Origin of the sequence: Nisaea sp., assembly GCF_965216895.1 — a bacterium.
GTDB lineage: Bacteria > Pseudomonadota > Alphaproteobacteria > Thalassobaculales > Thalassobaculaceae > Nisaea.
In genome coordinates, this window is sequence record NZ_OZ244205.1 from 2,433,291 (window position 1) to 2,459,338 (window position 26,048).

Below are 26,048 nucleotides of genomic sequence, written 5' to 3' on the forward strand. Positions count from 1 at the left end.
GAGGCGAAGAGACTAAGCAGGATCTAGCCCAAGTCGACCGATACAAAGCCAGAGCGATAGCGCTCAAGCCTGAAGGTCCACAAGAGCTTGCCGCCCGACAGGTTCTTTCTCAGCCGCTGGAAGGACCACGCAATCCGAGCAACTGCTTTGTGACCACTTCCTCCTTTCCTCAAAACCAAGAATCTGAATTGACCGCATCAGAAGCAAGAGGCCGCGATGATGTTGGTCTGCTTTGCTAATTCTCCATTGCTTTGCTTCCCATATGTTTCCAGAACGCAAAAAGCCCCGTCGGGAGACGGGGCTAGCGTATTAATATATTTGGTTGCGGGGGCAGGATTTGAACCTGCGACCTTCAGGTTATGAGCCTGATTTTTATTTGGCGGAAAATCAAGGATTTTGGTCTTAGGCCACTGATAGCATTGTTATTTTGAGACACATCCATTCTCCTTAGTGCACCCTTGTTCGCGTCAGCCTTGGCGCAAAAATGGCGCAAGGGCCGATGTCTTTGCCGCTCGCCAGGTGACCGCTTTGGGTGGAAAGTGGACATCCGCAGCTTCTACGGATTGCTTCAGCGCGACAGAATGCTTCCAGCGCCGCATACGCTCTCGTTGCCGGCCTGGGGCAACACGTGATGTTGATCACTCGGCCCGATTAGGCCGCAGTTGCAAATACAAATTGTAGCCCCGCCGGTCCGCTTTTAAACCGGCTTTAGTCGGCCCTACAATACGTCGCCCAGATCAGAGCCGTTCACGAAGACCAATAGCTGGCCACCTGGTCTTGATACCTATCACCCGATGGCAGCAAGCACCGGAAACGTGTCGAGTAACCAATAGGAGAAAGCGCTCAGTTGCCCGGTCATCACGGCACCGCCCATGACGATCATCAGGACTCCAGAACTCATCTGAATCAGGCGGCCAGCCCGACCAATCACCCGCAGCCGTGCAGCAAGCGCATCGGTGAAGACAGCAGCCAGGAGAAATGGCACGCCAAGGCCTGACGCGTAAGCGGCAAGGAGCACGACGCCGTCGGACAATTTCGATGCCGACGCGCCCAAGGTCAGAATGGCGCCAAGGATAGGCCCGATGCACGGAGTCCAGCCGAATGCGAAGGCGAGCCCCAGCACATAAGCGGATACCGGGTGTCCAGGAGGGAGAGCGCAGTGGAAACGCCAATCGCGCAGCATCCAGGTGGGCCTAACGAGGCCGATCTGGAACACGCCGAACAGGACAACTATCGCGCCGCCGGCGATGTTGAGCCCGTATCGGTAGTTGATCAGAAGCTGACCGAGTGCGGTAGCGCTCGCCCCGAAAACGATGAAGACTGTCGAAAATCCAAGAACAAAGCACCCGCTCAGTCCGACTGCCGGCAGCCTGAGAGTGTCGCCGCCGCCGCCCGGCCCGCTGGCAGCTGTCCGACCGGCAACATAGGAAACATAGCCTGGGACTAGCGGCAAAACACAAGGCGACAGGAACGAGATCAGCCCCGCCCCAAAGGCTGTAAGAATGCCAATGTTAGAAGTTTGCCACATAGCTCAACTGTTACAGATATTTCACGTTGTTGGACTGCTACAGATAGACGTGAGCGTCGGAGCCTTCGAACTCCCGCGCTAGGAAAAACGTCTCCATCAAAACCAACTGCGAAATCGTTCCCAGAGTGTTGGTTCCGGCGGTTTCCGGTGTTTGTTTGTAAGTCCATTGATGTACAGAACCAGATTTATCGGATCGAATTGGAGGCCGTGGAAGTTGGCGGCCCATCGACCCCCGCGGTCGATCACGTGGGTGACGACACCGTGAACTTGGAGACCGTCCTCGGTTGCCTTGAACTTGTGCCCAAAGGCCTTGACCAGGATACGGGTCGCGTCTTCGGCCTGACTCTCTTCGGCGGTCAAGAAAATCCAGTTCACCGGATCGAGGCCGTGAGCCGGACCGAAATCCTTCATCACCTCGGGGGTATCGTTGGCCGGATCGGTGGTGATGCTGATGAACTGCACCCGATCCTTCATCGGGCTGATATTCACCATCCGCTGAACCTCCGCGATCTTTTCGGCGTGCAGCGGACAAACGTCCGGACAACCGGCATAGATAAAATGCAGGATGACGATCCGGTCGGCAAAGTCGGACAGCGCCACCTGCCTGCCGTCGGCATCGACAAGGTTGAAGGGCGGCGCCGGCCGGTCGATCATCTGGAAGAAATGCTCTTTGCTTATCATCACCTCGTCCAGCTTGTCGCCGGGGTGATGGGCGGCGGCCGGCGAACCAAGCGCTAAAAGGGCTGGCAGCGCCATAGTCAGGGTACTTGTTGCTCTCATATCTATCTTTTCTCGGTCACGTATGTGTAGGGAGCTGGCCGGCTTGCGGCCGGCTCCCTTACCAAACTCAACCTTTCGGCGAAGGCGCAGCGTCAGGTTCTCCGTCGTGATGCTGATCATTCGGCATGTCTGCACCTCCCTGGTGCATCGCCTGCATCATCTTGCTGCAGCCGGCCATCATCTCGGGGGTCATCATGGCGCCGCCCGAGCTCTTGGATTCGTGGGCATAGAGGCTCGGGGCCACGGCCAGGCTGGCAACCAGAAAGGCCGTGCTGGCGAAAATCTTCGTCGAGTTACGCATTGAACTTGTTCCTTCTCTTCACGGGTTTCAGTTCTGCATCCGCGACCGGCACCGCCACGGTGCTGACCGGGATCTGGTGTGTGACCATGTCCGGCTGCGAGTCAGACACGGTCGCATATTTGTCGGGCGCCTCGTCGCGGGGGCTCGCGCCTGTCGAGCACGACTTGCCCCCGGCCCGGCTCTTACAGAGGCCGAATGCGCACATCGCGGCACATGGCAACAGGCTGACGAGGATTGGCGCAGCGCCGATCGCGGTGAGCCAGCCCCAGTTCAGGCTCAAGCCGGCGCCGAGCGCGAGGACTGCGAGGACGAGATAACCCCGGCGGCCTCCCATATTTGACCGGGCCAGTCCGAGCAGGTACTGAGCAAGCGAAGGCGGAGAATATTCTGAAGGCCGGGTGGAAGCGGTCATGAGAACGATTTCCTTTCATTGACGGTGACTGTCGGGGTGGGGCGGGCGGTGCTTTCCTCGCGCCCGATCAGTTGGCGGAAGAACCGCGTCATTGACGGCGAGTCCCAGTCCGCCGGACCGACGAGCCGGGCGAGTTCAGCGCCCTGGCGGTCGATCAGCAGTGTGGTGGGCAGGCCGTATACGCCAAGATCACGCACCGCTTTGCTGGAGCTATCGATGTAGCGGGCAAGGGACGTCACGCCGGTTTCGGCATAGAAGCGATCGACCGCGTCGATACCGGCATGATCGATCGAGAGCGCCACGACCTCGAAATCCGGTCCGCCGAGCTCTGTCTGCAAGCGATCGAGGGTCGGCATCTCCTCGCGGCACGGGCCGCACCAGGTGGCCCAGATGTTCAGCAGCACGACCTTGCCCTGGAAATCGGCTAGAGTGAGCGGCCCTCCAATCCCATCCTCAAACCGCAGTTCGGGAAGCGGTTGCGGCTCGTCATGCAGCGTCATCGCAGCCGGCGATTGTGTCTGCGCAACCGCCGTTTTGGCCAGATCGGTTCGACGGTTCGCGTCCGATATTGCTGGCAGCCGGGTTCGATATTCGGCAACGAGGAATATCGAGAGCCCAATGGTAAGGACGATGGCCGAGCCGAGATACAGAAGCTGGAGGCGAATCATGGCTCCAGCTCCCTTGCGACCGTCCGATTGGCCGCCCCGGAACGCAGCCTCTCCACCAACGGCAAGATGGTTTCTTCCAGCTCCCGGCGGGTCAGCGGGCCGATATGCTTGTGGACGATCCGGCCTTCGGCGCTGACGACGAAAGTCTCGGGAACGCCGTAGACGCCCCAGTCGATCGCCACCCTGCCGCTGCGGTCGGCGCCGGTGCGGGTATACGGGTCACCGAGCGTATCGAGCCACCTTGCCGCGTCCTCCGGCTTGTCCTTGTAGTTGAGGCCGTGGATCGGAATGTCCCCCTCGGCCTTCAACTCCAGCAACAACGGGTGTTCCTCACGGCAGGCGGCGCACCATGAGGCGAACACGTTGACCAGGGAAACCTCACCCGAGAGGTCGGCGGCCGACAGACCGAGTAACCGCCCCTGGACCGGCGGCAGATCGAACGCCGGCACCGGCTTGCCGACCAATGCCGACGGAATTTCTCGCGGGTCGCGGGTCAAGCCCCATGCGAAGACAACGCCGACGATGATTGAGCCCACGAGCGGCAGGAACGCCAGCAGGCGTCCGATCGGCCGTCGTGGGGCAATGGACGGCGGACCGGACGGCGCTGTTTTGTCGGCGTTGGCCATGTCTCTACTCGACGGCATAGACCTTGGGCGTCCCGTCGCCAATTTCGTAGATGATGAACGGTGCGATCTTCTGTCCGTTCATGCCCGGCGAGCCCATTGGCATGCCCGGCAAGGTCACCCCCTTGATCGCAGGGCGCTCGGCGAGCAGCCGGTTGACGGCCGCCACCGGAACGTGCCCGCTGACCACATAGCCGTTGATGAACGAGAGATGGCAGCCCTGGAATTCCTCGGCGATGCCGGCCTCGCGGCTCATGGTTGCAAGGTCGTGGGTCGGCTTGACGGTCACCGCATAGCCGTTCTGCCGCAGATAGTCGGCGTAGCCCTCGCAGCAGCCGCATTGCGGATTCTTGTAGAGGGTCGCGGTTTTTACCGGATCGGCGGCCTCCACCTGGCCGAGCGGTACAAGCAGGAGACCAAGAAGCGCAATCAGTCGAAGCATGGGATGGGTCCTTTCGATGGAACGGTGCTTTGGGTTGGAGCGCGGATCAGCTCGCCTCCTCGGCGAAGCTTTCAAGATTACCGAGGCTGGCGAGCACGATCGAGGTTCGGTCCGCCGCTCATGTCCGGTCCGCCTCGGCGACGCGGATGACGCCCATCATGCCGGCAGCCTGATGCTCCAGGATGTGGCAGTGGAACATCCAGTCGCCGGGATTGTCGGCGACGAAGGCTATCTCCACCCGCTCGCGCGGCTTCATCAGCACCGTGTCCTGCCATTCGCGGTATCGGGTCGCGGCACCGTTGCGGCTCAGGACCCGGAACGAATGGCCGTGGAAGTGGATCGGGTGGTGCCAGTCGGTGTCGTTGGCAAGTTCCAACACGTAAGAGCGGCCGAGCGACAGGGTGAGCATCGGTTTCATGGCATGGCCTGTGGCCCCGACGTCGTTTACCGACCAGATGCCGCCCGGCATGCTCCCCATCGTCCGGCCGGTTCCCCGCATCATGGCCCCGTCCATCATCCCGCTCATCATGCCACCGCCAAATCTGACGGTGTGGCGTTCGGCGGCAGTAAGGTCCGGCTCTGAGAGCGGGTTCGACGACAGCCGCACCGGCGTGTCGAGGGCCTGCTCACGTAGAGGTTCGTTCTCGTAGGCGAGGTCTAGCAGCCGGTACTCAAGGCCCTGATAGAAGGTATCGGTAACCCTGAACCTGTCACCGGGCGCTCCCGTCATGTCGAGCAGTAGGTCGATCCGCATCGCCGAGCCCAACACGACCCGGTCGTTTTCGGGCGTGTGCGGCTCTATCGGCTGACCGTCAAGCGCGATCACCTGTGGAGCGTGCCCTTCGAAATCGAGAGCGAAGATGCGGGCATTAGCGGCATTGATCAACCTCAGCCGAACACGCTCGCCGGCCCGGACCGGAAATCTCTCAACGACTTGCCCGTTTACCGTCACCGTGTTGCCGATGCGGCCGGCCATGCCCGTGTCCATCATGTTGCCAAAGTCGGCGCTGATAGAAGCATCGTTCAGCAGCCGCCAATCGTCGAGTACCCAAGTCACGTCGCTATCGACCGCAACTGGGTCGAGGTCTTCGACGATGAGTGGCCCATAAAGGCCGCGCCCGACTTGCTCGAAACTGCGTTTGTGCGGGTGGTACCAAAAGGTCCCGGCATCAACCGCATCGAACTCGTAGGTGAAGCTCTCACCGGGCGCGATCGGGCGTTGTGTGAGGTCGGGTACACCGTCCATGGCGTTCGGCACCCGCATGCCATGCCAGTGGACTGTTGTCGCCTCGGCGAGTGCGTTCTCCACCACGACGCGCAGCCTTTCGCCCTGGCGGACGCGAATCTCTGGCCCGGGAACACTCCCGTAAGACCAGACGGCGGTCTCAGGATGCTGTGTCGGCACCAACTGTGCCGACCCGGGGGCAGCGCGGAGTCGGAACTCGCGCGTAGCGGAGCTAGCCTCTGAGGGAATGGTTGAGTGGAGCCCAGCCAACAGTGCTGTCATACCGGCACCGGCTAGGAAGGTGCGCCGCGAAGGCGCATTGGTATTGGTCTGCATCATCGTCGTCCTGTGAAACGATGGAACTCTGGCGAACGCTCGCCACGAGGCGGCGCGCACGGTCCAAGACGACGATCACGTCCGTGACGGGACCGTCGCTACGGATTCAGATCGCCTTACAGGTGAGCCAATTCCGTTAGGTCAGGACGCGGGATCTGGGAGGATAGGGGTCAGCAAACGTAACCCGACTGTCGCTCTCGCTTGCAGCCAACGGGATCAGGTAGCCGGAGCCGTTCACGACGACCGGAGTGTCCGATCCGAGGATGGCCACCGCAGGGGCAACGCACACCTGCATGCATGCGAGCTTGCTGGCCGCGTCGTCGTCATTGCATTCGTCGCAGCCTGGCATCGCGCCATCGGCGGTCATCACCATCTCGGCTGACATACTCGACGCCTGAACAGCGTGCGCAACCGTACTAGCGGCGAAGAACAGTATGACGATAAAGGCCAAAGCTCGGATCATGGCTCCCATATAGGAACCTTATCCCTGACTGTACAAGCGGTCGAGAGAAATTCCGTCGCATATTGACGAGATTGGCGCAATTGGGAGCTTGACCTTCCCCCTGAAAGAAGCCGGAGGATCGCGCAAACCTCAGGAGGAGATTGGCAATGCGCCCTCGTCGAGATTTACTCGAGACTGCGATTTTTGAGCTCTTCATAACTGCGTGTGCCGACGGTCGGTCAAACGTAGCCGAGCACCTACTGCGCGCACTTGAGGCGATCGACAGCGCAGGGACGTCCGCTGTTACCGACACTGAACGGAACGCGCTATCCGATGCCTACCTGGAAATTGCCCGCGAGCGAAGCTGACGCTCCTTGCGATGTCGCGGGCGTGCAGACGCAGTGTTCGATACAGGCGGCAGGTTTCCTGAAGCCGGGCGGCGCTGGCTTTGGCGCGCTCTGTGAACGCGTGCTATTCTTCGTGGTATCGCCCGTAGCGCTCCTCGGTATCAGGGGAGCGCGGCCCTAGGCTACGTCCGTTCCCGCGCCGGACGGTCATTTCATAATTGATGACGGTTCGATGGTCGGGACGACCATGGGGAATGACTTTACGAAAGTCGCGAAGAAAATCCTCGTTCTCTATGACATGGGCCAGCTGCAGCCGGTCGGCGAAGAAAGGTTTTTCTCGGCGGGGCAACCGGACTTCCTTTTGCGGGAAAACTCCCGGCAGCCCATGGAAAGCCCGATCATTCGTCTGTCCATGGAATTTCGGGAAGGCCGGATGCCGCGATATGAGGGCTAAGGCGATGGTGTCTTTGTTCTGCCGCTTATGAAGGCGACACAGCCGCCCGTTTCTCGCGATAGTCACTTCGCTCTCTGGGGGCTGCAATGGGTTCGCTGGAATCACACGCGACGCACACGGCGTCTTCGCGGGCAGGAGGCCGAGCGTCAGGATGCGTTTGAGGTGGGCGAACAGCATCTCGACGTTTTTTTCTCTGACGCCGTAAGGTCGCCTAGGCGGGAGATTTGTAACTACGGTAACTGCTCAGGTGCCAATCTCGTCATGTTCGGTCAAACACTCCGAATGGTCCCGCAGCACCTTGAGTACCCGGCAATCCGCGCTCCGCCCGCCGCTGCACTCGCGGACCATGCGCTTCAGCTCGGTGCGAAGTGCCTTTAGACGCGCCATGCGTTGCTCAACCTGGCGGAGTTGACGGCGGGCGATCGCATCGGCCTCGTCGCACGACTTTTCCGGATGGTCGCTGAGTTCGAGGAGTTCCCGTATCGCATCGAGCGAAAAGCCGAGTTGCCGCGAATGTCGGATGAACGACAGCCGGTCAAGTTCGGCATCACCATAGCGGCGTTGCCCGCCCTCCGTCCGCCCCGGTTCCGGCATTAGCCCGATCTGCTCATAGTACCGGATGGTCTGCACCTTCGTGCCGGTCTTCTTCGCCAAACTGCCGATCGTCAGCATATTGCACCCTCCGGGGAACCTACAAGTTGTGTAGGTTCAATAGTTCGGTGGTGCAAGCCTAAGACTCACAGAAGCAGGATCTCCCACCGCAGCCAGACAATCAGGCTTGAATCTACAGTAACTAGAGGATGTAAACGTCGAAATAGGCAAGAATCAAAGACAGGCAGGCCGGATTGTCCATCGCATCCGTAAGAAAATTTCTCTGGGTTTTGGCAGGCATTGTAGCCCTCGCGTTCGGATGGCCTCAGCTCTGGTCCGAATATCGCGCCGACAGCGCGCTAACAGAGACAGATCCGGCGTTCGTCGCGGAGTTCAAGCTGGCCGATCATCAGGGCATGGTGCGTACGGAAGGTGATTTCGATGGGCGCTGAATGTTGATCTTCTTCGGCTTCACCAACTGTCCCGACGTCTGCCCCACCACGTTATCGGAGGTCGCAGCCGTAATGCAGGGACTGGGCGATGACGCTGCCAAGGTGCGGCCGATCTTCATCACTATCGATCCCGAACGGGACACGCCCGCCAAAGAGACGCTCGCCGATCTGAGAGAGAGGATCTGACCGACATGACCCGTATATCCGGAGAAACGGCTCTCGGGCTGGCATGGATGATCGCGCTCACGGCCTCGCTTGCCGTGCTCTTCATCGGCGAGGTTCTGGGGCAGACGCCCTGCGTGCTCTGCTGGTTCCAGCGGGCCTTCATGTTTCCGCTGGCCATCGTCCTCGGCCTCGGCCTCTGGTGGCGCGACCCTCGCGTGGGCCAATACGGCATCGCCCTAGCGCTTGGCGGAGGCGCTGTCGCGCTCTGGCATGTAGGTCTCTACGCCGGCCTGATCCCCGAGCGCATTCAGCCCTGCACGGTCACAGGCCCCTCTTGCATCGACGACAACCAACTGGTCTTCGGCATTCCGATCCCGCTGATGGCGCTCGCCGCCTTCGCTCTGATCGGCGTGCTGTCGGCTCTCTCCTTGAAGGAAACACGAACATGAACAGACGCTACTTTATTCTCTCAGCCCTTGCGCTTGCTGTCGCCGGTTTCGGAGGCGCGACCTGGTACACTACCCGCCCCGGCCCACCGGCGGAGGCCGAGCCTGTTTCCCCAGAACTTGCGGAGGCGCTGATCCGCTCCTACTCGCCCGTTCTTGGTCCCAGAGACGCGCCCGTGACCATCGTCGAGTTCTTCGACCCGGCTTGCGAGGCATGCCGGGCTTTTCATCCTATCGTAAAGGACATCATGGCTGAGCATGGCGATGCCGTGCGCGTCGTCATCCGCTACACCCCATTTCACGGTGAGGGTTCCGAAGTTGCCATTCGCGTTCTTGAGGCTGCGCGCATGCAAGGCGTCTTCGAACCCGTATTGGAGGCCATACTGCGTGATCAACCAAAATGGGCTTCCCATGGCGGCATGCGACCGGAGTTGCTGATTGGGATTGCAGCATCTGCCGGACTGGACCCGGAGGCAGCGAAGGCCCAACTTCTCGCGCCACAGACAACCGGCGTTCTCAACCAGGATCGAGCCGATGTAGAAACCGCCGGAGTCCGCGGAACACCGACCTTCTTCGTCAATGGCAAGCCACTTGATCCCTTTGGGGAAGCGGAATTGCGCCGTCTGGTAGCGACTGAAGTCGCAGCGGCTAACAGTTGACGAATTCGAGAAAGGCAAAGTCAAAGTGCAGACAGTAATCATCAGCTTGATCGCGACACTGATGTTCGCATCAGGTGCAGCAACCTCCGCTATAGCTGGTTCAGAGGATGTAGTCGTCGAAGACGCCTGGGCGCGCGCGTCAATAGGCGTAAACCGTCCGGGAGCAGCGTATATGACAATCCGCAACACTGGCGACGAGGCTGTGACACTGACCGGCATCCGCACAAGATTGGCAATCACGCCAAACATTCACCAAACATCTACGAATGCCGAAGGTGTCAGCTCGATGGTACCCGCGGGCGAGATCGAGATTGCACCAGGTGATGCTGTGTCGTTGGAACCGGGAGGGCTGCACGTCATGCTAATGCGCTTGCAGCAACCGATGGCCGAGGGAGATGACTTTTCTCTGAGGTTGGACTTCTCGGATGGTGGCGAAATCGTTGTCGAGGTTCCAATTTTAGGCATTGCCGCACGCGGTCCAGAGGGCTGATGGACCGGCGGAAGATATCAATATATGCCTCCGTAGGCGTCGCAGCGATTGCCCTGACACTTTTCATTGGATGGTGGCAGGTTGATGGCCCTGGCGCACCCGAACAGACGGGGTTGCGACCGGTGGCCCTATCCGCAATGGCGTTCCGTCTCTCAGATCACGAGGGTATCGAGGTTGGACCCGAAGCCTTGATCGGGCGCCCGACGATGGTCTTCTTCGGCTTCACCTACTGCCCGGATGTCTGCCCGACGACGCTTTCGGAGATCTCTGGCTGGCTCGACGACCTCGGTGAAGAGGCGGAGGAAATGAACGTGGTGTTCATCACCGTCGATCCCGAGCGCGATACTATTGAAGCGATGGCTGACTATGTTGCCTATTTCCATCCATCGATCCGTGGCTGGACCGGCCCGGAGGACGAGATCGCGCGAGCAGCGCAGGGCTTCCGCGCGCGCTACGAGCGGGTGCAGACCGACGGCGGCGATTACACCATGAACCACACCGCCAGCGTTTTCCTGTTCGACGCCACGGGCCGGTTTACCACCATGATCGATTTTCACGAGCCGAGGAAATTCGCGGTCCCGAAAATCCGCCGCTCGCTCAACGAAGAAAGTGAGGGGGCAACATGAGGATCAGAACAATCGCGGCAGGTTTCGCAATCGTGTCGGCGGTGTCCGGTGGCAGTCTCGCCAACTCGGGGGGCTGGTCGAAGGCCCCCGTTCCTCCAGATCTTGCGGCAGCTAACATATGGACGCCTGACGGGCTCCAGCCGGCCCCGATTAAAGAGTTGGCATCGCCGCGACTTGCGCCGCAACGAAGTGAACCCGTGGCTGCTCTCAGACCGATGCCACAATTGCAGGTCACTGTCGATGATAGCTCCTTACTGACGGTCGAGCCTCGCCTGTCCAACTGGTCGCGCGACATCGAAAGCGGCGAAACGCTCGATGTCGTTCTCGTAGAGGCGGGTCTCTCAGCGACCGACCGAACGGAAATCGCTATGGCGCTTGGCACGGAGTACGATCTGAGACGGCTGCGGCCGGGGCATTCCGTGACCGTCGTTTCGGCCATGGATGGCAGCCTGCGTAGCGTTGCGCTCGCTGTTGAGGATGGTGTGCGGATTGAAGCGGTCTTCGGTGATCAGTTGGCCACGAAAGTTGTGGCCCCGGATCCGGAGGTCGTGACATACGCCGGCGAAGCGGTGATCGATAGCTCGCTTTTCGCCGCGCTCGATAACGCTGGTATTCCGCCCCGGTTTGCCGTGGATCTGGCGCAGATGCTGAGCGGGACCGTGGATTTCCGCCGTGAGATAGCGGGCGGCGAAACGCTCCAGCTTCTCTGGCGCGAGGCGCGCGTGGGAGAAGACAGGATGGGCCAGCCTGACCTTGCCTTTGCCGCGCTCGAGGTCGGAGGCGCGCTCTACGAGGTCGTTTGGCCGGACAACGGCAGCGGACAGGCAACGATATTTGTCGATGGCGAGGTACTCCGTGTGATTGCGCAGCCTGTGGAAGGTGCGCGCCTGAGCTCGGTGTTCGGCAGCCGGCCCCATCCAGTCTACGGCAACACGCGAATGCACACCGGCGTCGACTTCGCTACGGCTCGTGGGACGCCGGTTCAAGCGACGGCGCCTGGGCGCATCAACTTCATCGGCTGGCGGAGTGGGTACGGCCGCGTCGTCGAGATCTCACACGGCTCGGACACCTTGACGCGATACGCGCATCTCAGCGCGGCGTCGGAGGACTTGACACAAGGCCAGCGCGTTGCCGCCGGGGACATAATCGGGCGTGTCGGCGCGACAGGCACCGCGACCGGGCCGAACCTGCACTACGAGGTTCTGGTGGACGGCCGCCCGACCGACCCACTCTCCGACGAGCGGCTCGCCGAGGCCGCCGAGTTCGAGGCGAATGACGCTGCCGCGCTATCGCGCCTGGCTGACGCCCGCGCGCTTCTGGCTAAGAACCTCGACCGCGAGAACGGCCTAACAGCAACCGAAAGGCTCTGACCCATGAAACGATTTGCCCAGACCCTGCTCATCGCAATCGCTCTGTTCCCGGGGGCGCAAGCCCTCGCGGAGGCAACCCCGATTGAGGTCCGCAAGACAAATGGATGCGGCTGCTGTCTGTCCTGGATGAACCATCTCGAAGAGAACGGATTCGCGCCGACGGGCCGAGATATGTTCGGCGACCTTCTCGTGCGCTTCAAGCTCGACAACGGCGTGCCACAGCGCATGGTCTCCTGCCACACGGCGGTTGTTGACGGCTATGTGATCGAAGGCCATGTGCCGACCTCGGACATCCGCCGCTTGCTCGAGGAACGGCCCGATGCGGTCGGCCTCGCGGTTCCGGGCATGCCCTACGGTTCCCCCGGCATGGGGCCCGAGGAGGACCGCGAAGCCTACGACGTCTTTCTGATCCACAAGGACGGTTCGACCGACATCTATTCGAGCTACCCGGAAGGGCAAGCCAAGTGAAGAATGGATCAGTTGCCCCCTATCATGCTTGGCTTTCTCGGAAGCCCGGCCGCCGGCAAACTGACAGTCGTCAGGGCCGTCCCTGTGCTGTTCAGCCAGATTCCCTAACCAGTCACATGCGACCTGTCGCTCGGCTCTACGACGGGCGCAATGCTCACCGCCTCCTTTTTCTCGCTGATCATCCCCGCGCTGGATGCGGCCGAGCCGCGATTCGACAGCAGCGCGGCGCCTGCAATCATCGTCTGATCGGGATCCTTCTGGGCATGGGACATCGCGACACTTACCGGCATGGTCGAACCGCTCGGCGGGTTGCTCGGGGCGGGTATCATCACGCTGTCAAAGCCGCTTCTGCCCTGTGGGCTGGCCGTCGCCGCCGGTGCTATTCTCTATGTCATCAGTCACGAGAACACCCCCGACCCCATCGCAGCGGAAACCGGTACAAGGCAACGCTCGGGCTTTCGACTGGCCTTGTCCTGATGCTGTTTCTCGACGTCTGGTTGGGGTAAAGCATGTTGTTAGCCGGAAAAACGCCACTGATCGGCATGTTGGCCGCCATCGCGGCTCTTGCGGTCGATCAGGTCACAAAGGCCATCGTCGTCGCGAATGCGAGCGCCTTGAGCGCTGGAGTTCCCTTATTTTCCGGGTTCAACCTCACGTTTCACCGCAACGATGGCGTGGCCTTCGGTCTCTTGGGCGGCGCACCGTGGTGGAGCCTCGTGGCGCTGGCCTTGGCAGTCTGCGCTTGGCTCGTGGTCATAATGCTTCGCACCCGGGACGGGACCGAGGCGTTTGCCTACGGCGCGATCATAGGCGGCGCGCTCGGAAATGTTCTGGACCGCCTCAGATTCCGGGGTGTGACAGACTTCCTCGATTTCTACTTTGGCTCCGTCCACTGGCCGGCCTTCAACATGGCCGATGTGTTTGTGGTCGGTGGTGTCGGATTGCTTCTGGTCGCGCCAATGGTCCAGCGATGGTTTCGGACAGATCAATGAACCTAATTCGGACGCTGTCCGGGAACTTTGCGAGGTCATGTACTCATAAACAGGATTCATAATTCGATCGCTGTTTGATTCAAGATTCCAAATGGTGGGAGCTTGAACATGATCGGGCCGAAGAACCAGCCGTGCCAGCCCTCATTCCACATGTAGCGGCCATATCCTGGTCCCTGTTGTGATTGCTGTGCGAGAACCGGAGACGAGAACAGCAAAGCCATCCCCGCACACATCAAGTAACCGAAAAATCGAGACATGGGCTCGGACCTCACTATTGAGACTGCGCAACAGGGAACCCTGCTCGCATGTAGGTGACAATTTTCCAGATTTCATCTCGGGTCAGGACGCCCTTGAATGCGGGCATCGCAGTTCCGAAGGCCGCGCCACCGTCAGAGATCGACCACAGCATGTACTCATCTACTGACATTGGCATCTGAATCATATAGGCGAGCAAGGCCGGAGACGGATTCAGTGAGTTCGCTACTTCACCGTCCCCCATGCCTGTCGCCCCATGGCAAGATGCGCAGTTCTTCTGATAGAGAGCGCGGCCTTCATCAATGATTTTGGCGTCCGGCGAAAGTGGGTTTCGTGCTGCCTGATACGCAGCCGGGATGCCCTGATGCATGAAGGCCCAGTGTCGCGCCATCCTTTGTTGCATGCCTGGCCCCATTCGGCCCGGACCCCACATGTCACGCTGCATCCATCCGGGGTTCCACCTGTCCCACTGACCCGGCTGTGAACGCTGATTTGGCGATTGGGCCGCCGCGTCATTGAGATTGAACACGAATCCGGCTGCGACGGCTAACGCCAGAAACCCGGAAACCGCCACGGCAAGCCTAGGCCCTATTCTCCTCATGTTGCTTCTCCTCGTTGCTCTCTCTGCTGGGAAAGTGCTTGCGTGTTCCAGTTCATGCGCCGCTTGGCGAACTATTTGGGCCGGAGACCAAAGGAACAGGCTCGCCATAACTCCGGCCACGATTAGATCCGGCCATATCTGACGCACTTCCGGACTTCCCATTGGCTCTCGAAAAATATAAATTCTATAGTTACTAGAGGTTCAAGAGGAATCGCCATGCTGCGCGTTCTAACAATCGGTCAGCTTTCGAAGGAGACCCAATGCAAGGTCCCGACGATCCGCTATTACGAAGAAATCGGACTGATGCCGTTACCGTCGCGCACGGCAGGCAACCAGCGGCGATACGGGCCCGAGCACGTCACACGCCTCGGATTTATTCAGCATTGCCGAGAATTGGGGTTTCGCCAGGACGCAATTCGCGACCTGCTGAATCTGACCATGCGTCCAAGCCAGAGTTGCGAAGCAGTCACCGAGATTGCGCAAACTCGCCTGAACGAAGTGAATCAGCGCATGGCCCGTCTTGCAGCACTTAAGTCAGAATTGGAGCGGATGATTGACGTTTGCGGCGGTGGCCAAATCGATGAATGCCGGATTATGGAGACGCTTCGTAATCGCTCGCGAGACAATGTCGGTGCGAGCGACCAGCGATGATGCTCTTCGGTTTGGAATGAGTGGCGTTTCTCTTTCGCCGTTCCGAAACTAGGTTCGTCCGGTTTTGGGCAAACTCGATCACGTCCAGCTTCGGCAAATCGCGTCTGCTTCTGGAGCATCAGCGGACTAATTTTGTGCATGACCCGCTTATGAGTCCATGACCTAGATCCAGCGCTCGGCGATATCGTTAAAATCGATCATCCCCGATCGAGTCCTCGTTCGAACGCCGCCAGCGTTTCATCGCTCACGTGATGCTCGATCCCCTCAGCATCACGTTCCGCGGTTTCCTCATCGATCCCAAGGCTCAAGAGGAACGCGACCACGATCCGATGCCGTCTTCTGCATGCTTCGGCCAATGCCTGGCCTGTCTCGGTAAGGAAAATCGCTCGATAGCGCTCTCGCCGGACGAGACCAGCAGTCCTAAGGCGCGAAATGTTCTTGGTGACAGTCGGCGGCTTCACTCCCAGTCGCTCGGCGATATCGACCGGTCGGGCCTCTCCACGGGACTCGATCAATTCCGCGATCAGTTCCACGTAGTCCTCCGCCATCTCGCTTTCATGCGCTTGCCGCACGATCGCAAAGCCTTCCGCCTGCGCCTCCGGCGCGCGCTCTACAGGTTCAAAGGTCTCGCGTTCATGTGATTGCAGCTTGGTCATTTCGGGAGTTTGCCCTGAAACAGAAGGATTGACAAATTGTTAGCCTCGGATAGATAAATTAGACACAGCTAACATTTCGGGTGTTGGAGGGCATGGTGATCCGGAAATTGCTTGGATACATGATTGTCTCTCTGGTCGGCGTGTTCGTCTCGTTCGGGCCGGCCATTGCGACACCTGCGAAAGAAGCCCCGTGGCTTCCAGACGCGGCGGCCCACCGTCTGACGCTGTTTCTCGGAAATCTGGAACCGCTCCCCTGGGACGACATCGAAGCCGCTTGGTCCGACCCTTACCGCAACTCGGAGTTTTCCGTGGATGCGATGACCTGGTTGGGTGGGAGAAGCGATATTGAAACCGGGCCTCTGCTGGACGCATTGGCGCGCCGGGACCGCCAGTCTCTGTTCACCGCCGCGACGAGGTTAATCGCGCTCAGAATCGAGGAAGAGCTGGACCGCGCACTGGAGGCCGACAATCCGACAAGCGCGCAGCAAGCGGTGAGGACGGCACGCGAACTGTACCGCGCCTTCGCTGACGGCGTTGGCGTCGCCGATCCTGAGGCATCACGCCGGATCGGCCGTGCCTGGCTTGAACTCAACAGCAGCACGGGGTCCGCCGGTGTTCTTGGAGCAGGTGCCACGCCACCTGACCGCGAAGCGATGGTCGCGGCACGATCGGTGATCTCTAACTATCTCGCAGATAACTATCTCGTGGACGACTTCGCTCCGAGGCAGCAGCTCAGCCCGCTGCCTGAGGCGGCTGTGCTCAGTGGACACAGCATCGAGATGCCACCGAGCCTGCCGCCGGGGTCCGATATCTTCGACCAGGATCCTCTGCCCCTGCTCGTCCTCAATTTTGAGGAGCAAGGCATCAATGAAACCGACCTGCCGCTTGTCGCTTATGGCGACATGCTGTTCGACAGCGCCCAGATCTTCGGCAGCCCGGCGCGCGACCTCGGGATCGCATGTTCGACCTGTCACAATCGCTCGGACGTGAACCAGCGATTGTTCATCCCCGGCGCCAGCCATCAGCCTGGGGCGATCGACGTGGACGGCGCTTTCTTCAACCCAATTTTCAACGACCAGCGCGACGATCCCCTGGACATCCCGAGCCTGCGCGGCCTGCGTTTCACCGGCCCGTATGGCCGCGACGGTCGGTTTGCGTCGCTCCGCGACTTCACCCGCAATGTGATTGTAAACGAATTCGGCGGAGCCGAACCCACGCCCTTCATGCTCGACGCGCTTCTGGCCTATATGCTGGAGTTCGACTTCCTGCCGAATTCGAAGCTAACCGCGGCTGGCCGGTTGACCGATGAGGCACCTGAGGCCGCGCGGCGCGGCGAGGAGATATTCAATCGGCCATTCGCGGGCCTCGGCAATCGCTCCTGCGCCAGCTGTCACGTGCCGGACAGCAACTTTCTCGACCGTCAGGCGCACGACGTCGGGTCCGCCAGTCCAGCCTACGAAGGCGCGCGGGCAGGCGCATTCGACACGCCCACTTTGCTTGGGACGGTCTACACGAGGCCCTACTTCCACGACGGATCTCTGCCGACACTCGCCGCCGTTGTGGACTGGTTCGACGAGACGAAATCGCTCGGGCTGTCAGAGACCGAACGCGCCGACCTGAGCGCGTATCTGGAGGCGGTGGGCTCGGCCGATGAGCCCTACGAGACTTTCGATGCCGAGAACACTTCCTTCCGCCTCGCTTTTTCCGAATTGACGACCTTCGCATCAACACTCGATTCGCTGCTGCCCCGGCGAGACGCAGAGCACATCCTTCTCCTGACGGATACGGTCGCCGCAGACCTCTCTGCTGATGCCAGCACGATGTCCAATCTTGCCGCGCGGCCGGAGGTCCATGCGCTTGCCGAACAAATGGCCAAGGTCGGCGCCGCCGTGCGCGCCGGAGACTGGGGGTCGGCAGAGGCACATTGGGCCGCGTTCAGGGACGAGGCCAAAACAATCGAGGAGAGGGCGTTCTGATGTCGATCCGTCTGAGCCGCAGAAAGGCGATGATCCTGTCCGTCGCGGGCGTTTTATCCTTCGGATCACGCCTTGCGGCGCAGGAAGAAGGCCTCCGCCTCGCCTTCATCCCGCAGGAAAACCCGGAAAAGCTGCTCGGCGACATAGTAGCGATCACCGGATGGCTGGCGGGCCAGATCGGCGTTCCGGTCGAGGGCTTCGTCACCATCGATCACGCCGCTGCCGTCGAGGCGCTGCGGAACGGCGACGCAGACATCTCCTTCATGGGCGCTCTGCCCTTCGTACTGGCCGAGGCCGAGATCGGCGCGGTGCCGCTGCTCTCCGAAGTTTACCGCGGCGCAACGAGCTACAACGGCCGGGTCTTCGTGCGCCGAGACAGCGGGATCGAGACGCTTGCAGATCTCCGGGGTAAGGATATCGCCTTCGCGGATCCAATCTCGGAATCGGGCTACCTCTATCCGCTGGAGGAATTCGTCGAAGCGGGATTGGTGACAGGGCCCGGCGACGCCGAAGCCTTCTTCGGCCGCATCTTCTTCGCGGGCGGCTATCAGCAGGCGATGCAGGCAATGGCCGAGGGCCTTGTCGATGCCTCCGGCGCGGGCCAGTATGCCGACCTCCTTCTCACCCCGCAGCAACAGGCCAAAGTTACTTGGATAGCCGAGAGCGAACCGATCCCCAGTCATGTGGTGATCGCACGGCCGGAACTGGACACAGGCCTCCAGTCGCGGTTCGTCGATGCGATGATGCGCCTCAATGAAGCCGGCAACCGCAACCTGCTGCGCTACCTCTACGGACCCGATGGCTATGTCAGAGCGGACCCTAAGGCCTATGAAGGAGTGCGCGACATGGCCCGGCGCTACGGGCTCCTCGAATGAGCGCCGCGGTGCAAATAGGCGATCTGAGCTTCGTCCATCCGAACGCCGAGCTACCAGCATTGGACCACCTATCGCTCAGGGTTCCTGCGGGCGAAAGCACCGCGCTGCTCGGACCTTCAGGCGCCGGGAAGACAACTCTCCTGACTTTACTCGACGGGCGGCTTCGAGGCTGGCGCGGTCGTGTCTCGATCCTGGGCGTGCCGCTCGATCCCGATCATCCACCGTCGCGTGCCAGCCGGCCTGACATCGGCTTCGTCTTTCAGGAATTCGCGCTGGTCGAACGTTCTTCAGTGTTGCGAAACGTGCTGAATGGGCGACTTGGCCGCATGTCGCCGCTGCGTGCGGCCCTCGGGTCCCCTTTGCCACGCGATATGGACGTGGCACGCGCCGCGCTCGCGGATTGTGGCATCGTCGAATTGGCCGAGCGCCGGGTCGACAGTCTCAGCGGCGGGCAGCGGCAGCGTGTTGCCATTGCACGCTGCCTTGCCCAAGAGCCGCGTCTGATCCTTGCCGACGAGCCGGTCAGCCATCTCGATCCCACTCGAGCTGCAGAAATCCTGACGCTGCTCACCGGCGCTGCGCGCGCGCGGGGGGCGACCGTGCTGTTCTCGTCGCACCAGCCCGATCTCGCGCGGCGTTTTGCTGATTGTATCGTGGGCATGCGGGATGGGCGAATCGCCTTCGACGTAGCGGTCGGCGAACTGAGCGAAGATGCGACGGCGGACCTCTATCGCGACAGGTTAGCCCTGCCGGGCATCGGGTTGCGGGCGGTGATCTGATGCAGTCACGCGGGTTTGGCGGTTTCGCAGCCGGGGCGTTGGTCGCGGGTGCGGTACTCTGGTCGTTCGCCACCACCGATGTCGAACTGTCTCGCCTTCTGTCCGCTGGCCCCCGGATCGCAGATTTTCTCGGCCGGATGATCCCCCCCGATCCGACCGTGATGAACGAGATCATGAAGGGGAGCGCGGAAACGCTGCGCATCGCGATCCTGGGGTCTCTCGGCGCGGTCATCCTCTCGGTGCCACTCGGGATATTGGCATCCGAGACGATGGTGTCGCCGGCGCTCTACCGTCCTGTCCGCACGCTGCTCGCCTTCATTCGTGCTATCCCACTGATCCTCGTAGCCATGTTCATGGTCGGCGCAGTGGGCTTGGGTCCTCTCCCTGGCATCATTGCAGTCGCCTTTCACGCCACTGGCATGCTTGCGAAGTTCTATGCCGAAGCGATCGACAGCGTTTCCCGCGCGCCGATCGCTGCGCTAGAAAGCGCCGGTGCCGGGCCACTTGCCCAGCTCAGGCACGCGATCTGGCCGCAGATGGCGCCCATTGTCGCCCGCGACACCATCTTCCGCTTCGAACTGAATCTGCGCGAGTCGCTGATCCTTGGTGTCGTCGGCGCAGGCGGGATCGGGTTCTATATCCAGACCTATGTGCGCTCGTTTCAGTACGACAAGGCGGCGAGTATCACGTTGGCCGTGATCGCCATGGTGGTCGCCATCGAGGCCATCAACATGGCGCTGCGCCGTTGGATTGCCTGAATCGATCGACCGACGCACAGATGCCTCCCGGCTCATCAGCCGTAGATGTCGATCGGTGTCCCGTCCCTTACCACGGCGTAGATTTCTTCGATCTTGGGATTCGTGACCGAGAGGCAACCCGCCGTAGAGTCGCGGACATTCGTGGGGTGGATCCCAGATCGCGATCCGCCATGAATGAAGATGTCCTTGCGGTGGTGGGGCGCTCCCGCGACTCGGCGGAAGCGATGTCAGCGTCGTTCGGATAGGAGATGCCGACGGACAAATGGAAGAGGCTGTCGAGGTTCCGCCGGGCGACTACATAGGAGCCTTCCGGTGTGCGGCCATCGCCCTCGAACTACTTGTAACCCAAAGGCGCGAAACGCAGTTCGATCGAATGGTTCTCAATACGCGATCGGCGCCACCGAGAACCAGCAGACGCTGCGCGTTCGAGAGGCGCAACCGGGTGACCCGGGTCCGAAAAAGTTCGGAACTTACAGGCGCAGCCGGACAGAAAATCGGCAACCCCGCCGCGCAAGATGGCACGGCGTGGGATTTGGATGGAGATTACTGCTCTCTTCCTCTTCCACGAGGTCTCGTATACATCGAACGCCACCCTGTAGGTCGTTGCGATTCAATGCCCGTGCGCAAGCGTGCCTTTTACCTTCTGTTCGCCCATCGGCTCACCGCCGGATGGCGGCGCACCGGCCTTATGGCCGTTGAGCAGGCGCAAAGCATTGGCGACCACTAGAAGCGAGACGCCAACGTCCGCAGCAATCGCGCCCCACATCGACGCCATCCCGAAGGCGGTCGCAACGACGAAAATGGTTTTCGTCGCCAGTGAAACGCCGATGTTCTGACGGATGATCGACATGGTCCGCCGGGAATGACCGATGAGCCACGGTACCTTGCCGATGTCGTCTGTCATCAAGGCAATGTCCGCAGTCTCGATGGCCGCGTCGGAACCGACGGCACCCATGGCGATGGCATAGTGCGCCCGCGCCATGGCCGGGGCGTCGTTCACACCGTCACCGATCATCGCGACCATATCGTGGCTTTCGACCAAGTCCTCGATGACCGACACCTTGTCCTCGGGTAGAAGCTCGGCACGCACCTCGTCGATACCGACCTCCGCGGCAACCGCCCGTGCGGTGCGTTCGTTGTCGCCCGTCAGCATGACGATGGTCCTCACGCCCTGCGCGTGAAGGCGCGACACAATACCCTTGGCGTCTGATCGGATACGGTCGCGCAGTTCGAGGATGCCGGTCACGCCGGTCTCGTCACCGACGGCCACAAGTGTGCTGCCGTCCCCTTCGATCCGGTCGCGGAGATCCGCGGGAATGGCGCTGCCAAACCCCTTCTCTTCGGCGAACCGGTCTGAGCCGAGCCAGACTTCTCGCCCCCCTGACCTTCCTTCCAGTCCCCGGCCCGGTACGGTGCGCGTATCCTCGGCCGGTGACACCGCGATGCCGTCTGCCTGGGCCCGACCAAGAATGGCACGCGCCAGCGGATGCGATGACCGAGCTTCGAGTGCGGCTGCCAGCGTCATCAGGTCTCGCGCCGAGGCTCCACTAAGCGGATGCACCGCAGCCACCTCCGGCTCACCCATCGTGATGGTACCGGTCTTGTCCATCGCCAAAGCGGTCGTCCGGCCCGGTGCCTCGACATAGGCACCGCCCTTGATGAGTACGCCGGCTCGCGCCGAGGCCGTCAGTGCGGCGACAATGGAGACCGGCGTCGAGATGACCAGAGCGCAGGGGCAGGCGATCACCAAGAGGACTAGCGCGTTGTAGAACCAGTAGTCCCAGGCACCGCCGAAGAAGATTGGCGGTAGAAGCGCGATGGCGACGGCCAGCGCCATGACGATGGGCGTATAAATGCGCGCGAACTTGGCGACCCACTGCTCCACGGGTGCGCGGCGGGCGTGGGCGTCGCCCACCAAGCGGATGATCTTGGCCAGCACCGTGTCCGAAGCCGCCTTGGTGGACCGTACGGTCAGCGTGCCTTCGCCATTGATCGTGCCGGCATAGACCTCGTCGCCCGCCTCCTTAGGCACGAGCGCGCTTTCGCCTGTGATCGGGGCCTGATCGACGGCGCCCGCGCCGTCCGTCACCTCCCCGTCCAGAGGAATCCGGTCGCCGCCACGCACGATGAAGCGGTCGCCGACCGCCACCTGCGCCGCGGGCATTTCGGCTTCAGTGCCATCGGGGCGGATCACCCGCACCGACGGCGGCGCGAGGTCGAGCAACGCCGCTACCGCATTTCGCGCACGCCCGACGCTCCAGCTCTCGAGATACAGCGACAGCGAGAAGAAGAAGGCCACCGTCGCCGCCTCGAAGAACTCGCCGAGACCGATGGCTCCGGCCACCGCGACCACCATCAGTAGGTTCATGTCGGGCGACAGCCGTCGCGCAGAGGACCATGCCTTTGGGGCCACGAGCCAGACACCGAACAGGATCGCGACGGCGAAGAGCCCCGCCTCGGCCAGCGGCATCGGTGCTTCGCCGTGACCCGCGAACAGTCCAAGAGCCCCGCCCATGCCGGTCTCGACGATGTGCCAGAGAAAACCTGCTGCCCAGAAGCCGCCACTCAGCGCAGTGAACAGCCGCTGCCGGGCCAGATGGGCCGCCTGATCTTCCGATGCGGTCCCCGCATCCCAGCGCTTGGCACTCATGCCGGTACTCGCGACCAGTTGCGCCACCTCGTCGTCAGTTACACGGGTCGCGCTGTCTAGAATGGTCATCCGCCCGTTGATGACGTCGAAAGCCAGATGCTCTGCCCCGCCAACCTTTGGGCCGACGACCTTGTTCAGAATCGCCACTTCCTCGGCGCAGTCGAGCCCAGAAACCTGAAAGTTGCGCCCGACCGACGGCACAGGCGTAGCGGGAGCGACGTCACCGCAGCTTCCACCACCTCCGCAGCAGCTTTCGCCGTGATCCTCATCGTGGTCATGGGAAGGGGCGGAAGAAGACATTGGGTCACCTCGTGATTCGGACTGATAGTATCAACATAGTCCCTACAGTGACTAGAGCTTCAAGAGGTCGAATTGCTTGATACAGGATTGGTGGGTGCACGACGCTAACTATCGATTGTGACGGGTCCGAGATCGGAAATGTACCCAATCAGGTGGTCGTCTTGGCAGCGCAGGGCTAAGATCGGTTTTCGGTCTGTCTGGTGCCCAAGGATGGATGATACTGGCTTACGCATCGCGGTCCCTTAGAGACGACGCTGGTTTCGCTTCGCACCGTCGGAGATCACCAGCGGACAACCCACGGTCGACCAGGAGCCTCAGGAACGCTGACCAGCCAGACTGGTTCTCATTCGCCCCCTTGCAAATCTCCAGGATCTCCCGGTAGCCCTCAGCGTTGAACGCGCTCGCTCCAGCAGCGAGACGTTGCGAACCTCATCTGCCCGGCTCCGGCTCATGATGACGCCGTCCAGATACAAATACGGGTGATCGACAGCGATCGGCCGGTGCCGCCATGCCTCGATCTTGACGTAGATCATCTTATTCAGGTTCGACACTGAGCCGGGGCTTACCCGGGAGCCCAACAGTGCCTCGGTGATGTCTTCCACCAAGCGGACCGACACGCCGGCTAGGTACATCTCGATCAGCGCCTCCTTTATAGTCTCGCGCACCATCTCGCCGAGATGGTCATTAATCCGGGCCTCGTCCATCTCGGTCTCCTGGCCCATTTGCGCGCCCTCTCGTCGCGCCTCGGTTTTACTGAACCTTGCTCAACATCCAGATGCCCCTTGAGCCTCTAGTCACTATAGGTTCTATCCTGCTCGCTGATCCACGACTGAATGTTGCAACAGGCTTGAAGGATGGGGCAGATGGATCTCCTTGAAACGGCGAAGAAGGCCATCTCCGTAGGCGGTGCCGTGGCTGCGTTGATCTTTCTACCTGGATTGATCTTGGTATCGATTGTCGACGTTACGGGGCGACGGTTCTTACAGTTCAGTTCGACCCCTCTTCAAGAGCTTGCCTCGCAGTTATTCTTCGCCTCCGTCATGTTCGGCATCGGCTACACGTACATCAAGGATCGCCACGTCCGGGTTGACATCCTCCGCGAACGCGTGTCGGCCCGCCTGAAAGCGAGACTCGAACAGGTCATGCTGATCGCCCTCTTTCTGCCGCTCTGCCTCATACTGCTCTGGTTTGGAGTGCGAATGACCTGGTTATCATTCGTACAAGACGAGGGCTCTCGTGCTGCGCTTGGCTTGTCGGCCCGCTGGATCATCAAGTCGGTTCTCCCAATTGGCTCACTTCTGCTGTTCCTGGCCGGTTGCTATCGGTTGGCCAATCCGGCCGTCGACGGGGACGATGCCTGATGTTGGTCGACTTGCTGCCTCACCTGATGCTGCTGGCCTTGGTAATTCTTCTTTTTACGGGATTTCCCGTGGGCGGCGTCTTGGCCGGAGTTGGAGTTGGCTTCGCTCTGATTGGGGTCGTTATCGACGAGTTCCCCATCCCGACACTGTTCCTTGTGCCATACAAAATTTACGATTCCGTAGGTGAAAGCCTCGTTTATCCGGCTGTTCCGATGCTTTTGTTTATGGGGGTCGCACTGGAAATCAGCGGGGCCGCTCGGGAACTCCTGCTTTGCCTACAGCGCCTGCTGGCGCGTGTCCCCGGCAGCATGTGCATCTCCGTTATCGTCATCGGCATGCTGCTGGCTCCCATGGCCGGAGTCATCGGCGCCTCGGTAGCAACGATCGCCATGGCTGCAATGCCGACAATGCTCGCCCAAAGATATCGCCCTGAAATCGCGAGTGGCGCGATAGCCGCTGCCGGGACCCTCGGCGTGATTGCTCCACCAGCAATCATGCTTTTCTTCTTGTCGGATGCGATCGGGGTCACGGTCGCCAACATGTTCCTGGCTCCGATTGCGCCAATTCTCGGACTGGCCGTTGCCTTTATCACCTTCTTCGTTGTTTCGGACTTCGTGTGGAAGCGTCCTAGGCTCGATGAGCGCAAAACCGAGTCTGAAATCGGAGGTTCGATCGTCCTCTATCTGGTCCGCAGCCTTGTGCTGCCGGTTGGACTGATTGCGCTCGTGCTCGGGTCGATCATCGCCGGATGGGTCGCGCCTTCCGAAGCTGCCTCGGTCGGCGCTGTTGGAGCGGCGCTGCTGATCTTTCTGTATCGGGGCTTCCGTCCATCCCTGCTCCGCGAAGCGTTCTACCGAACTATGCTGCTGACCGGCATGGTTTTCTTCGTGGTCATGGGGGCCAGTATTTTCTCTCTTGTATTCCGTTTTTACGGAGGCGACGACATCGCCGTCGATCTCTTTGATGCCCTCGAGATCGGTGACTTCGGTGTTCTGCTTGTCGTTTTGGCGATCCTCTTCGTGCTCGGCTTTTTCATCGACTGGATCGAGATCGTGTTGGTTTCTTTGCCGATCCTCTATCCGGCAATCAGCCAGTTGGACTTCAGTTGGTATGTTGGGTCTGCGGGTCTATCGAAGGTTTGGATTGGTGCACTTATCGCTTTGGTCTTGCAGACTTCATTCCTGACCCCGCCATTTGGCTTTGCGCTTTTCTTCCTTAAGGGATCAGCCCCTCCAAGCGTCCGGATGGTCGACATATACCGTGGTGTTTTCCCGTTGGTGTTGATCCAGCTCGCAATGATTGCGGCGGTCCTGCTGTATCCGGCGATCGTTACGGTCATCCCAACTATGGTGCTTCTGTAATCCATGAC

The 26,048-nt window shown here is 60.8% G+C and carries 34 protein-coding genes; 17 read left to right on the forward strand and 17 right to left on the reverse strand.

The features are described from left to right. Positions 1 to 787: 787 nt before the first annotated feature. The 11 genes from ACOOE1_RS11665 to ACOOE1_RS11715 all read right to left on the reverse strand — a co-directional run bounded on the left by ACOOE1_RS11665 (position 788) and on the right by ACOOE1_RS11715 (position 8,230). Positions 788 to 1,528 (reverse strand): cytochrome c biogenesis CcdA family protein, encoded by a 741-nt coding sequence (locus tag ACOOE1_RS11665; protein WP_420402371.1) that lies wholly within the window; start codon positions 1,526 to 1,528, stop codon positions 788 to 790. A 96-nt stretch (positions 1,529 to 1,624) separates the two neighbouring features. Next, positions 1,625 to 2,428 carry an SCO family protein gene (locus ACOOE1_RS11670; RefSeq protein ID WP_420402372.1) on the reverse strand — a complete coding sequence of 268 codons (804 nt, stop codon included), beginning with the start codon at positions 2,426 to 2,428 and terminating at the stop codon, positions 1,625 to 1,627. Beyond that, entirely contained in the window at positions 2,376 to 2,609 is a 234-nt protein-coding gene (locus ACOOE1_RS11675; RefSeq protein WP_420402373.1) for a hypothetical protein, read from the reverse strand. Before ACOOE1_RS11675 ends, ACOOE1_RS11670 begins: the two co-directional genes overlap by 53 nt. Then, positions 2,602 to 3,021 carry a hypothetical protein gene (locus ACOOE1_RS11680; RefSeq protein ID WP_420402374.1) on the reverse strand — a complete coding sequence of 140 codons (420 nt, stop codon included), beginning with the start codon at positions 3,019 to 3,021 and terminating at the stop codon, positions 2,602 to 2,604. The genes ACOOE1_RS11675 and ACOOE1_RS11680 overlap by 8 nt, the downstream gene beginning before the upstream one ends. Further along, complete coding sequence (locus ACOOE1_RS11685) at positions 3,018 to 3,689, reverse strand: TlpA family protein disulfide reductase (protein WP_420402375.1); 672 nt, start codon at positions 3,687 to 3,689, stop codon at positions 3,018 to 3,020. Before ACOOE1_RS11685 ends, ACOOE1_RS11680 begins: the two co-directional genes overlap by 4 nt. Beyond that, a complete protein-coding gene (locus ACOOE1_RS11690; protein ID WP_420402376.1) occupies positions 3,686 to 4,315 on the reverse strand; it encodes a DsbE family thiol:disulfide interchange protein in 630 nt (209 codons plus the stop codon). The genes ACOOE1_RS11685 and ACOOE1_RS11690 overlap by 4 nt, the downstream gene beginning before the upstream one ends. Before the next feature lie 4 nt (positions 4,316 to 4,319). Next, positions 4,320 to 4,754 (reverse strand): DUF411 domain-containing protein, encoded by a 435-nt coding sequence (locus ACOOE1_RS11695; protein ID WP_420402377.1) that lies wholly within the window; start codon positions 4,752 to 4,754, stop codon positions 4,320 to 4,322. Between the two features lie 118 nt (positions 4,755 to 4,872). Further along, positions 4,873 to 6,318 carry a multicopper oxidase family protein gene (locus ACOOE1_RS11700; protein ID WP_420402378.1) on the reverse strand — a complete coding sequence of 482 codons (1,446 nt, stop codon included), beginning with the start codon at positions 6,316 to 6,318 and terminating at the stop codon, positions 4,873 to 4,875. A gap of 133 nt (positions 6,319 to 6,451) precedes the next feature. Then, on the reverse strand, positions 6,452 to 6,700 hold the full coding sequence (locus ACOOE1_RS11705; protein ID WP_420402379.1) for a hypothetical protein: 249 nt from the start codon (positions 6,698 to 6,700) through the stop codon (positions 6,452 to 6,454). Between the two features lie 528 nt (positions 6,701 to 7,228). After that, a complete protein-coding gene (locus ACOOE1_RS11710) occupies positions 7,229 to 7,735 on the reverse strand; it encodes a hypothetical protein (RefSeq protein ID WP_420402380.1) in 507 nt (168 codons plus the stop codon). Between the two features lie 66 nt (positions 7,736 to 7,801). After that, entirely contained in the window at positions 7,802 to 8,230 is a 429-nt protein-coding gene (locus ACOOE1_RS11715; RefSeq protein ID WP_420402381.1) for a MerR family transcriptional regulator, read from the reverse strand. A 173-nt stretch (positions 8,231 to 8,403) separates the two neighbouring features. Here ACOOE1_RS11715 and ACOOE1_RS11720 point away from each other — a divergent pair, with 173 nt between their 5' ends. The 10 genes from ACOOE1_RS11720 (at position 8,404) to lspA (ending at position 13,817) form a co-directional block, all read left to right on the forward strand. Continuing rightward, positions 8,404 to 8,601, forward strand: coding sequence for a hypothetical protein (locus ACOOE1_RS11720; protein WP_420402382.1), 198 nt, complete (start codon positions 8,404 to 8,406; stop codon positions 8,599 to 8,601). Then, positions 8,602 to 8,787, forward strand: a complete 186-nt coding sequence (locus tag ACOOE1_RS11725) for an SCO family protein (protein ID WP_420402383.1) — start codon at positions 8,602 to 8,604, stop codon at positions 8,785 to 8,787. 5 nt (positions 8,788 to 8,792) lie between these two features. Beyond that, positions 8,793 to 9,215: a disulfide bond formation protein B gene (locus tag ACOOE1_RS11730; RefSeq protein WP_420402384.1), complete on the forward strand. Its 423-nt coding sequence runs from the start codon at positions 8,793 to 8,795 to the stop codon at positions 9,213 to 9,215. Beyond that, a complete protein-coding gene (locus tag ACOOE1_RS11735; RefSeq protein ID WP_420402385.1) occupies positions 9,212 to 9,871 on the forward strand; it encodes a DsbA family protein in 660 nt (219 codons plus the stop codon). The genes ACOOE1_RS11730 and ACOOE1_RS11735 overlap by 4 nt, the downstream gene beginning before the upstream one ends. Before the next feature lie 61 nt (positions 9,872 to 9,932). After that, positions 9,933 to 10,361 (forward strand): copper chaperone PCu(A)C, encoded by a 429-nt coding sequence (locus ACOOE1_RS11740; protein ID WP_420406425.1) that lies wholly within the window; start codon positions 9,933 to 9,935, stop codon positions 10,359 to 10,361. A 137-nt stretch (positions 10,362 to 10,498) separates the two neighbouring features. Beyond that, positions 10,499 to 10,987 carry an SCO family protein gene (locus tag ACOOE1_RS11745; RefSeq protein WP_420406426.1) on the forward strand — a complete coding sequence of 163 codons (489 nt, stop codon included), beginning with the start codon at positions 10,499 to 10,501 and terminating at the stop codon, positions 10,985 to 10,987. A 224-nt stretch (positions 10,988 to 11,211) separates the two neighbouring features. Continuing rightward, a complete protein-coding gene (locus tag ACOOE1_RS11750; protein WP_420402386.1) occupies positions 11,212 to 12,357 on the forward strand; it encodes a M23 family metallopeptidase in 1,146 nt (381 codons plus the stop codon). A gap of 3 nt (positions 12,358 to 12,360) precedes the next feature. Then, positions 12,361 to 12,825 (forward strand): DUF411 domain-containing protein, encoded by a 465-nt coding sequence (locus ACOOE1_RS11755; RefSeq protein ID WP_420402387.1) that lies wholly within the window; start codon positions 12,361 to 12,363, stop codon positions 12,823 to 12,825. Between the two features lie 288 nt (positions 12,826 to 13,113). Beyond that, positions 13,114 to 13,302: a hypothetical protein gene (locus tag ACOOE1_RS11760; RefSeq protein ID WP_420402388.1), complete on the forward strand. Its 189-nt coding sequence runs from the start codon at positions 13,114 to 13,116 to the stop codon at positions 13,300 to 13,302. A gap of 32 nt (positions 13,303 to 13,334) precedes the next feature. Further along, complete coding sequence (gene lspA, locus ACOOE1_RS11765) at positions 13,335 to 13,817, forward strand: signal peptidase II (protein ID WP_420402389.1); 483 nt, start codon at positions 13,335 to 13,337, stop codon at positions 13,815 to 13,817. A gap of 271 nt (positions 13,818 to 14,088) precedes the next feature. Here lspA and ACOOE1_RS11770 read toward each other — a convergent pair whose 3' ends face one another. Beyond that, complete coding sequence (locus tag ACOOE1_RS11770; protein ID WP_420402390.1) at positions 14,089 to 14,475, reverse strand: c-type cytochrome; 387 nt, start codon at positions 14,473 to 14,475, stop codon at positions 14,089 to 14,091. Between the two features lie 414 nt (positions 14,476 to 14,889). Between ACOOE1_RS11770 and ACOOE1_RS11775 the strand changes: the two genes are divergently transcribed. Beyond that, a complete protein-coding gene (locus tag ACOOE1_RS11775; protein ID WP_420402391.1) occupies positions 14,890 to 15,324 on the forward strand; it encodes a MerR family transcriptional regulator in 435 nt (144 codons plus the stop codon). A gap of 197 nt (positions 15,325 to 15,521) precedes the next feature. Here ACOOE1_RS11775 and mntR read toward each other — a convergent pair whose 3' ends face one another. Next, on the reverse strand, positions 15,522 to 15,980 hold the full coding sequence (gene mntR / locus ACOOE1_RS11780; RefSeq protein ID WP_420402392.1) for a manganese-binding transcriptional regulator MntR: 459 nt from the start codon (positions 15,978 to 15,980) through the stop codon (positions 15,522 to 15,524). A 92-nt stretch (positions 15,981 to 16,072) separates the two neighbouring features. Between mntR and ACOOE1_RS11785 the strand changes: the two genes are divergently transcribed. The 4 genes from ACOOE1_RS11785 to phnE are packed head-to-tail and all read left to right on the forward strand — an operon-like array spanning position 16,073 to position 20,368. Beyond that, the gene (locus ACOOE1_RS11785) at positions 16,073 to 17,956 is read left to right on the forward strand and encodes a cytochrome c peroxidase (RefSeq protein WP_420402393.1); all 1,884 of its coding nucleotides are present in this window, start codon (positions 16,073 to 16,075) and stop codon (positions 17,954 to 17,956) included. Continuing rightward, complete coding sequence (locus tag ACOOE1_RS11790; protein WP_420402394.1) at positions 17,956 to 18,831, forward strand: phosphate/phosphite/phosphonate ABC transporter substrate-binding protein; 876 nt, start codon at positions 17,956 to 17,958, stop codon at positions 18,829 to 18,831. Before ACOOE1_RS11785 ends, ACOOE1_RS11790 begins: the two co-directional genes overlap by 1 nt. After that, positions 18,828 to 19,610, forward strand: a complete 783-nt coding sequence (locus ACOOE1_RS11795; RefSeq protein ID WP_420402395.1) for a phosphonate ABC transporter ATP-binding protein — start codon at positions 18,828 to 18,830, stop codon at positions 19,608 to 19,610. Before ACOOE1_RS11790 ends, ACOOE1_RS11795 begins: the two co-directional genes overlap by 4 nt. Beyond that, positions 19,610 to 20,368 carry a phosphonate ABC transporter, permease protein PhnE gene (gene phnE / locus ACOOE1_RS11800; protein ID WP_420402396.1) on the forward strand — a complete coding sequence of 253 codons (759 nt, stop codon included), beginning with the start codon at positions 19,610 to 19,612 and terminating at the stop codon, positions 20,366 to 20,368. Before ACOOE1_RS11795 ends, phnE begins: the two co-directional genes overlap by 1 nt. A gap of 35 nt (positions 20,369 to 20,403) precedes the next feature. Here the strand turns inward: phnE and ACOOE1_RS11805 are convergent, their stop codons facing one another. From ACOOE1_RS11805 to ACOOE1_RS11820, 4 genes are all read right to left on the reverse strand, one after another. After that, the gene (locus tag ACOOE1_RS11805; protein WP_420406427.1) at positions 20,404 to 20,550 is read right to left on the reverse strand and encodes a L,D-transpeptidase family protein; all 147 of its coding nucleotides are present in this window, start codon (positions 20,548 to 20,550) and stop codon (positions 20,404 to 20,406) included. A 428-nt stretch (positions 20,551 to 20,978) separates the two neighbouring features. Then, complete coding sequence (locus tag ACOOE1_RS11810) at positions 20,979 to 23,318, reverse strand: heavy metal translocating P-type ATPase (protein ID WP_420402397.1); 2,340 nt, start codon at positions 23,316 to 23,318, stop codon at positions 20,979 to 20,981. Positions 23,319 to 23,543: 225 nt separating this feature from the next. Then, complete coding sequence (locus ACOOE1_RS11815; RefSeq protein ID WP_420406428.1) at positions 23,544 to 23,690, reverse strand: hypothetical protein; 147 nt, start codon at positions 23,688 to 23,690, stop codon at positions 23,544 to 23,546. Further along, positions 23,633 to 24,022, reverse strand: coding sequence for a transposase (locus ACOOE1_RS11820; RefSeq protein WP_420402398.1), 390 nt, complete (start codon positions 24,020 to 24,022; stop codon positions 23,633 to 23,635). The genes ACOOE1_RS11815 and ACOOE1_RS11820 overlap by 58 nt, the downstream gene beginning before the upstream one ends. A 159-nt stretch (positions 24,023 to 24,181) precedes the next feature. Here ACOOE1_RS11820 and ACOOE1_RS11825 point away from each other — a divergent pair, with 159 nt between their 5' ends. Both ACOOE1_RS11825 and ACOOE1_RS11830 read left to right on the forward strand, forming a co-directional pair. Further along, positions 24,182 to 24,679, forward strand: a complete 498-nt coding sequence (locus ACOOE1_RS11825; protein WP_420402399.1) for a TRAP transporter small permease subunit — start codon at positions 24,182 to 24,184, stop codon at positions 24,677 to 24,679. Beyond that, positions 24,679 to 26,040 carry a TRAP transporter large permease gene (locus ACOOE1_RS11830; RefSeq protein WP_420402400.1) on the forward strand — a complete coding sequence of 454 codons (1,362 nt, stop codon included), beginning with the start codon at positions 24,679 to 24,681 and terminating at the stop codon, positions 26,038 to 26,040. The genes ACOOE1_RS11825 and ACOOE1_RS11830 overlap by 1 nt, the downstream gene beginning before the upstream one ends. Positions 26,041 to 26,048 lie beyond the last annotated feature (8 nt).

Excerpts from the sequence above, each read along its gene's own strand:
- ACOOE1_RS11665 (WP_420402371.1), bottom strand. The coding sequence starts at position 1,528 with ATGTGGCAAACTTCTAACATTGGCATTCTTACAGCCTTTGGGGCGGGG.
- ACOOE1_RS11670 (WP_420402372.1), bottom strand. The coding sequence starts at position 2,428 with ATGATCAGCATCACGACGGAGAACCTGACGCTGCGCCTTCGCCGAAAG.
- ACOOE1_RS11675 (WP_420402373.1), bottom strand. The coding sequence starts at position 2,609 with ATGCGTAACTCGACGAAGATTTTCGCCAGCACGGCCTTTCTGGTTGCC.
- ACOOE1_RS11680 (WP_420402374.1), bottom strand. The coding sequence starts at position 3,021 with ATGACCGCTTCCACCCGGCCTTCAGAATATTCTCCGCCTTCGCTTGCT.
- ACOOE1_RS11685 (WP_420402375.1), bottom strand. The coding sequence starts at position 3,689 with ATGATTCGCCTCCAGCTTCTGTATCTCGGCTCGGCCATCGTCCTTACC.
- ACOOE1_RS11690 (WP_420402376.1), bottom strand. The coding sequence starts at position 4,315 with ATGGCCAACGCCGACAAAACAGCGCCGTCCGGTCCGCCGTCCATTGCC.
- ACOOE1_RS11695 (WP_420402377.1), bottom strand. The coding sequence starts at position 4,754 with ATGCTTCGACTGATTGCGCTTCTTGGTCTCCTGCTTGTACCGCTCGGC.
- ACOOE1_RS11700 (WP_420402378.1), bottom strand. The coding sequence starts at position 6,318 with ATGATGCAGACCAATACCAATGCGCCTTCGCGGCGCACCTTCCTAGCC.
- ACOOE1_RS11705 (WP_420402379.1), bottom strand. The coding sequence starts at position 6,700 with ATGTCAGCCGAGATGGTGATGACCGCCGATGGCGCGATGCCAGGCTGC.
- ACOOE1_RS11710 (WP_420402380.1), bottom strand. The coding sequence starts at position 7,735 with ATGCTGTTCGCCCACCTCAAACGCATCCTGACGCTCGGCCTCCTGCCC.
- ACOOE1_RS11715 (WP_420402381.1), bottom strand. The coding sequence starts at position 8,230 with ATGCTGACGATCGGCAGTTTGGCGAAGAAGACCGGCACGAAGGTGCAG.
- ACOOE1_RS11725 (WP_420402383.1), top strand. The coding sequence starts at position 8,602 with ATGTTGATCTTCTTCGGCTTCACCAACTGTCCCGACGTCTGCCCCACC.
- ACOOE1_RS11730 (WP_420402384.1), top strand. The coding sequence starts at position 8,793 with ATGACCCGTATATCCGGAGAAACGGCTCTCGGGCTGGCATGGATGATC.
- ACOOE1_RS11735 (WP_420402385.1), top strand. The coding sequence starts at position 9,212 with ATGAACAGACGCTACTTTATTCTCTCAGCCCTTGCGCTTGCTGTCGCC.
- ACOOE1_RS11740 (WP_420406425.1), top strand. The coding sequence starts at position 9,933 with ATGTTCGCATCAGGTGCAGCAACCTCCGCTATAGCTGGTTCAGAGGAT.
- ACOOE1_RS11745 (WP_420406426.1), top strand. The coding sequence starts at position 10,499 with ATGGCGTTCCGTCTCTCAGATCACGAGGGTATCGAGGTTGGACCCGAA.
- ACOOE1_RS11755 (WP_420402387.1), top strand. The coding sequence starts at position 12,361 with ATGAAACGATTTGCCCAGACCCTGCTCATCGCAATCGCTCTGTTCCCG.
- ACOOE1_RS11760 (WP_420402388.1), top strand. The coding sequence starts at position 13,114 with ATGGTCGAACCGCTCGGCGGGTTGCTCGGGGCGGGTATCATCACGCTG.
- lspA (WP_420402389.1), top strand. The coding sequence starts at position 13,335 with ATGTTGTTAGCCGGAAAAACGCCACTGATCGGCATGTTGGCCGCCATC.
- ACOOE1_RS11770 (WP_420402390.1), bottom strand. The coding sequence starts at position 14,475 with ATGCAACAAAGGATGGCGCGACACTGGGCCTTCATGCATCAGGGCATC.
- ACOOE1_RS11775 (WP_420402391.1), top strand. The coding sequence starts at position 14,890 with ATGCTGCGCGTTCTAACAATCGGTCAGCTTTCGAAGGAGACCCAATGC.
- mntR (WP_420402392.1), bottom strand. The coding sequence starts at position 15,980 with ATGACCAAGCTGCAATCACATGAACGCGAGACCTTTGAACCTGTAGAG.
- ACOOE1_RS11785 (WP_420402393.1), top strand. The coding sequence starts at position 16,073 with ATGGTGATCCGGAAATTGCTTGGATACATGATTGTCTCTCTGGTCGGC.
- ACOOE1_RS11790 (WP_420402394.1), top strand. The coding sequence starts at position 17,956 with ATGTCGATCCGTCTGAGCCGCAGAAAGGCGATGATCCTGTCCGTCGCG.
- ACOOE1_RS11795 (WP_420402395.1), top strand. The coding sequence starts at position 18,828 with ATGAGCGCCGCGGTGCAAATAGGCGATCTGAGCTTCGTCCATCCGAAC.
- phnE (WP_420402396.1), top strand. The coding sequence starts at position 19,610 with ATGCAGTCACGCGGGTTTGGCGGTTTCGCAGCCGGGGCGTTGGTCGCG.
- ACOOE1_RS11810 (WP_420402397.1), bottom strand. The coding sequence starts at position 23,318 with ATGTCTTCTTCCGCCCCTTCCCATGACCACGATGAGGATCACGGCGAA.
- ACOOE1_RS11820 (WP_420402398.1), bottom strand. The coding sequence starts at position 24,022 with ATGGACGAGGCCCGGATTAATGACCATCTCGGCGAGATGGTGCGCGAG.
- ACOOE1_RS11825 (WP_420402399.1), top strand. The coding sequence starts at position 24,182 with ATGGATCTCCTTGAAACGGCGAAGAAGGCCATCTCCGTAGGCGGTGCC.
- ACOOE1_RS11830 (WP_420402400.1), top strand. The coding sequence starts at position 24,679 with ATGTTGGTCGACTTGCTGCCTCACCTGATGCTGCTGGCCTTGGTAATT.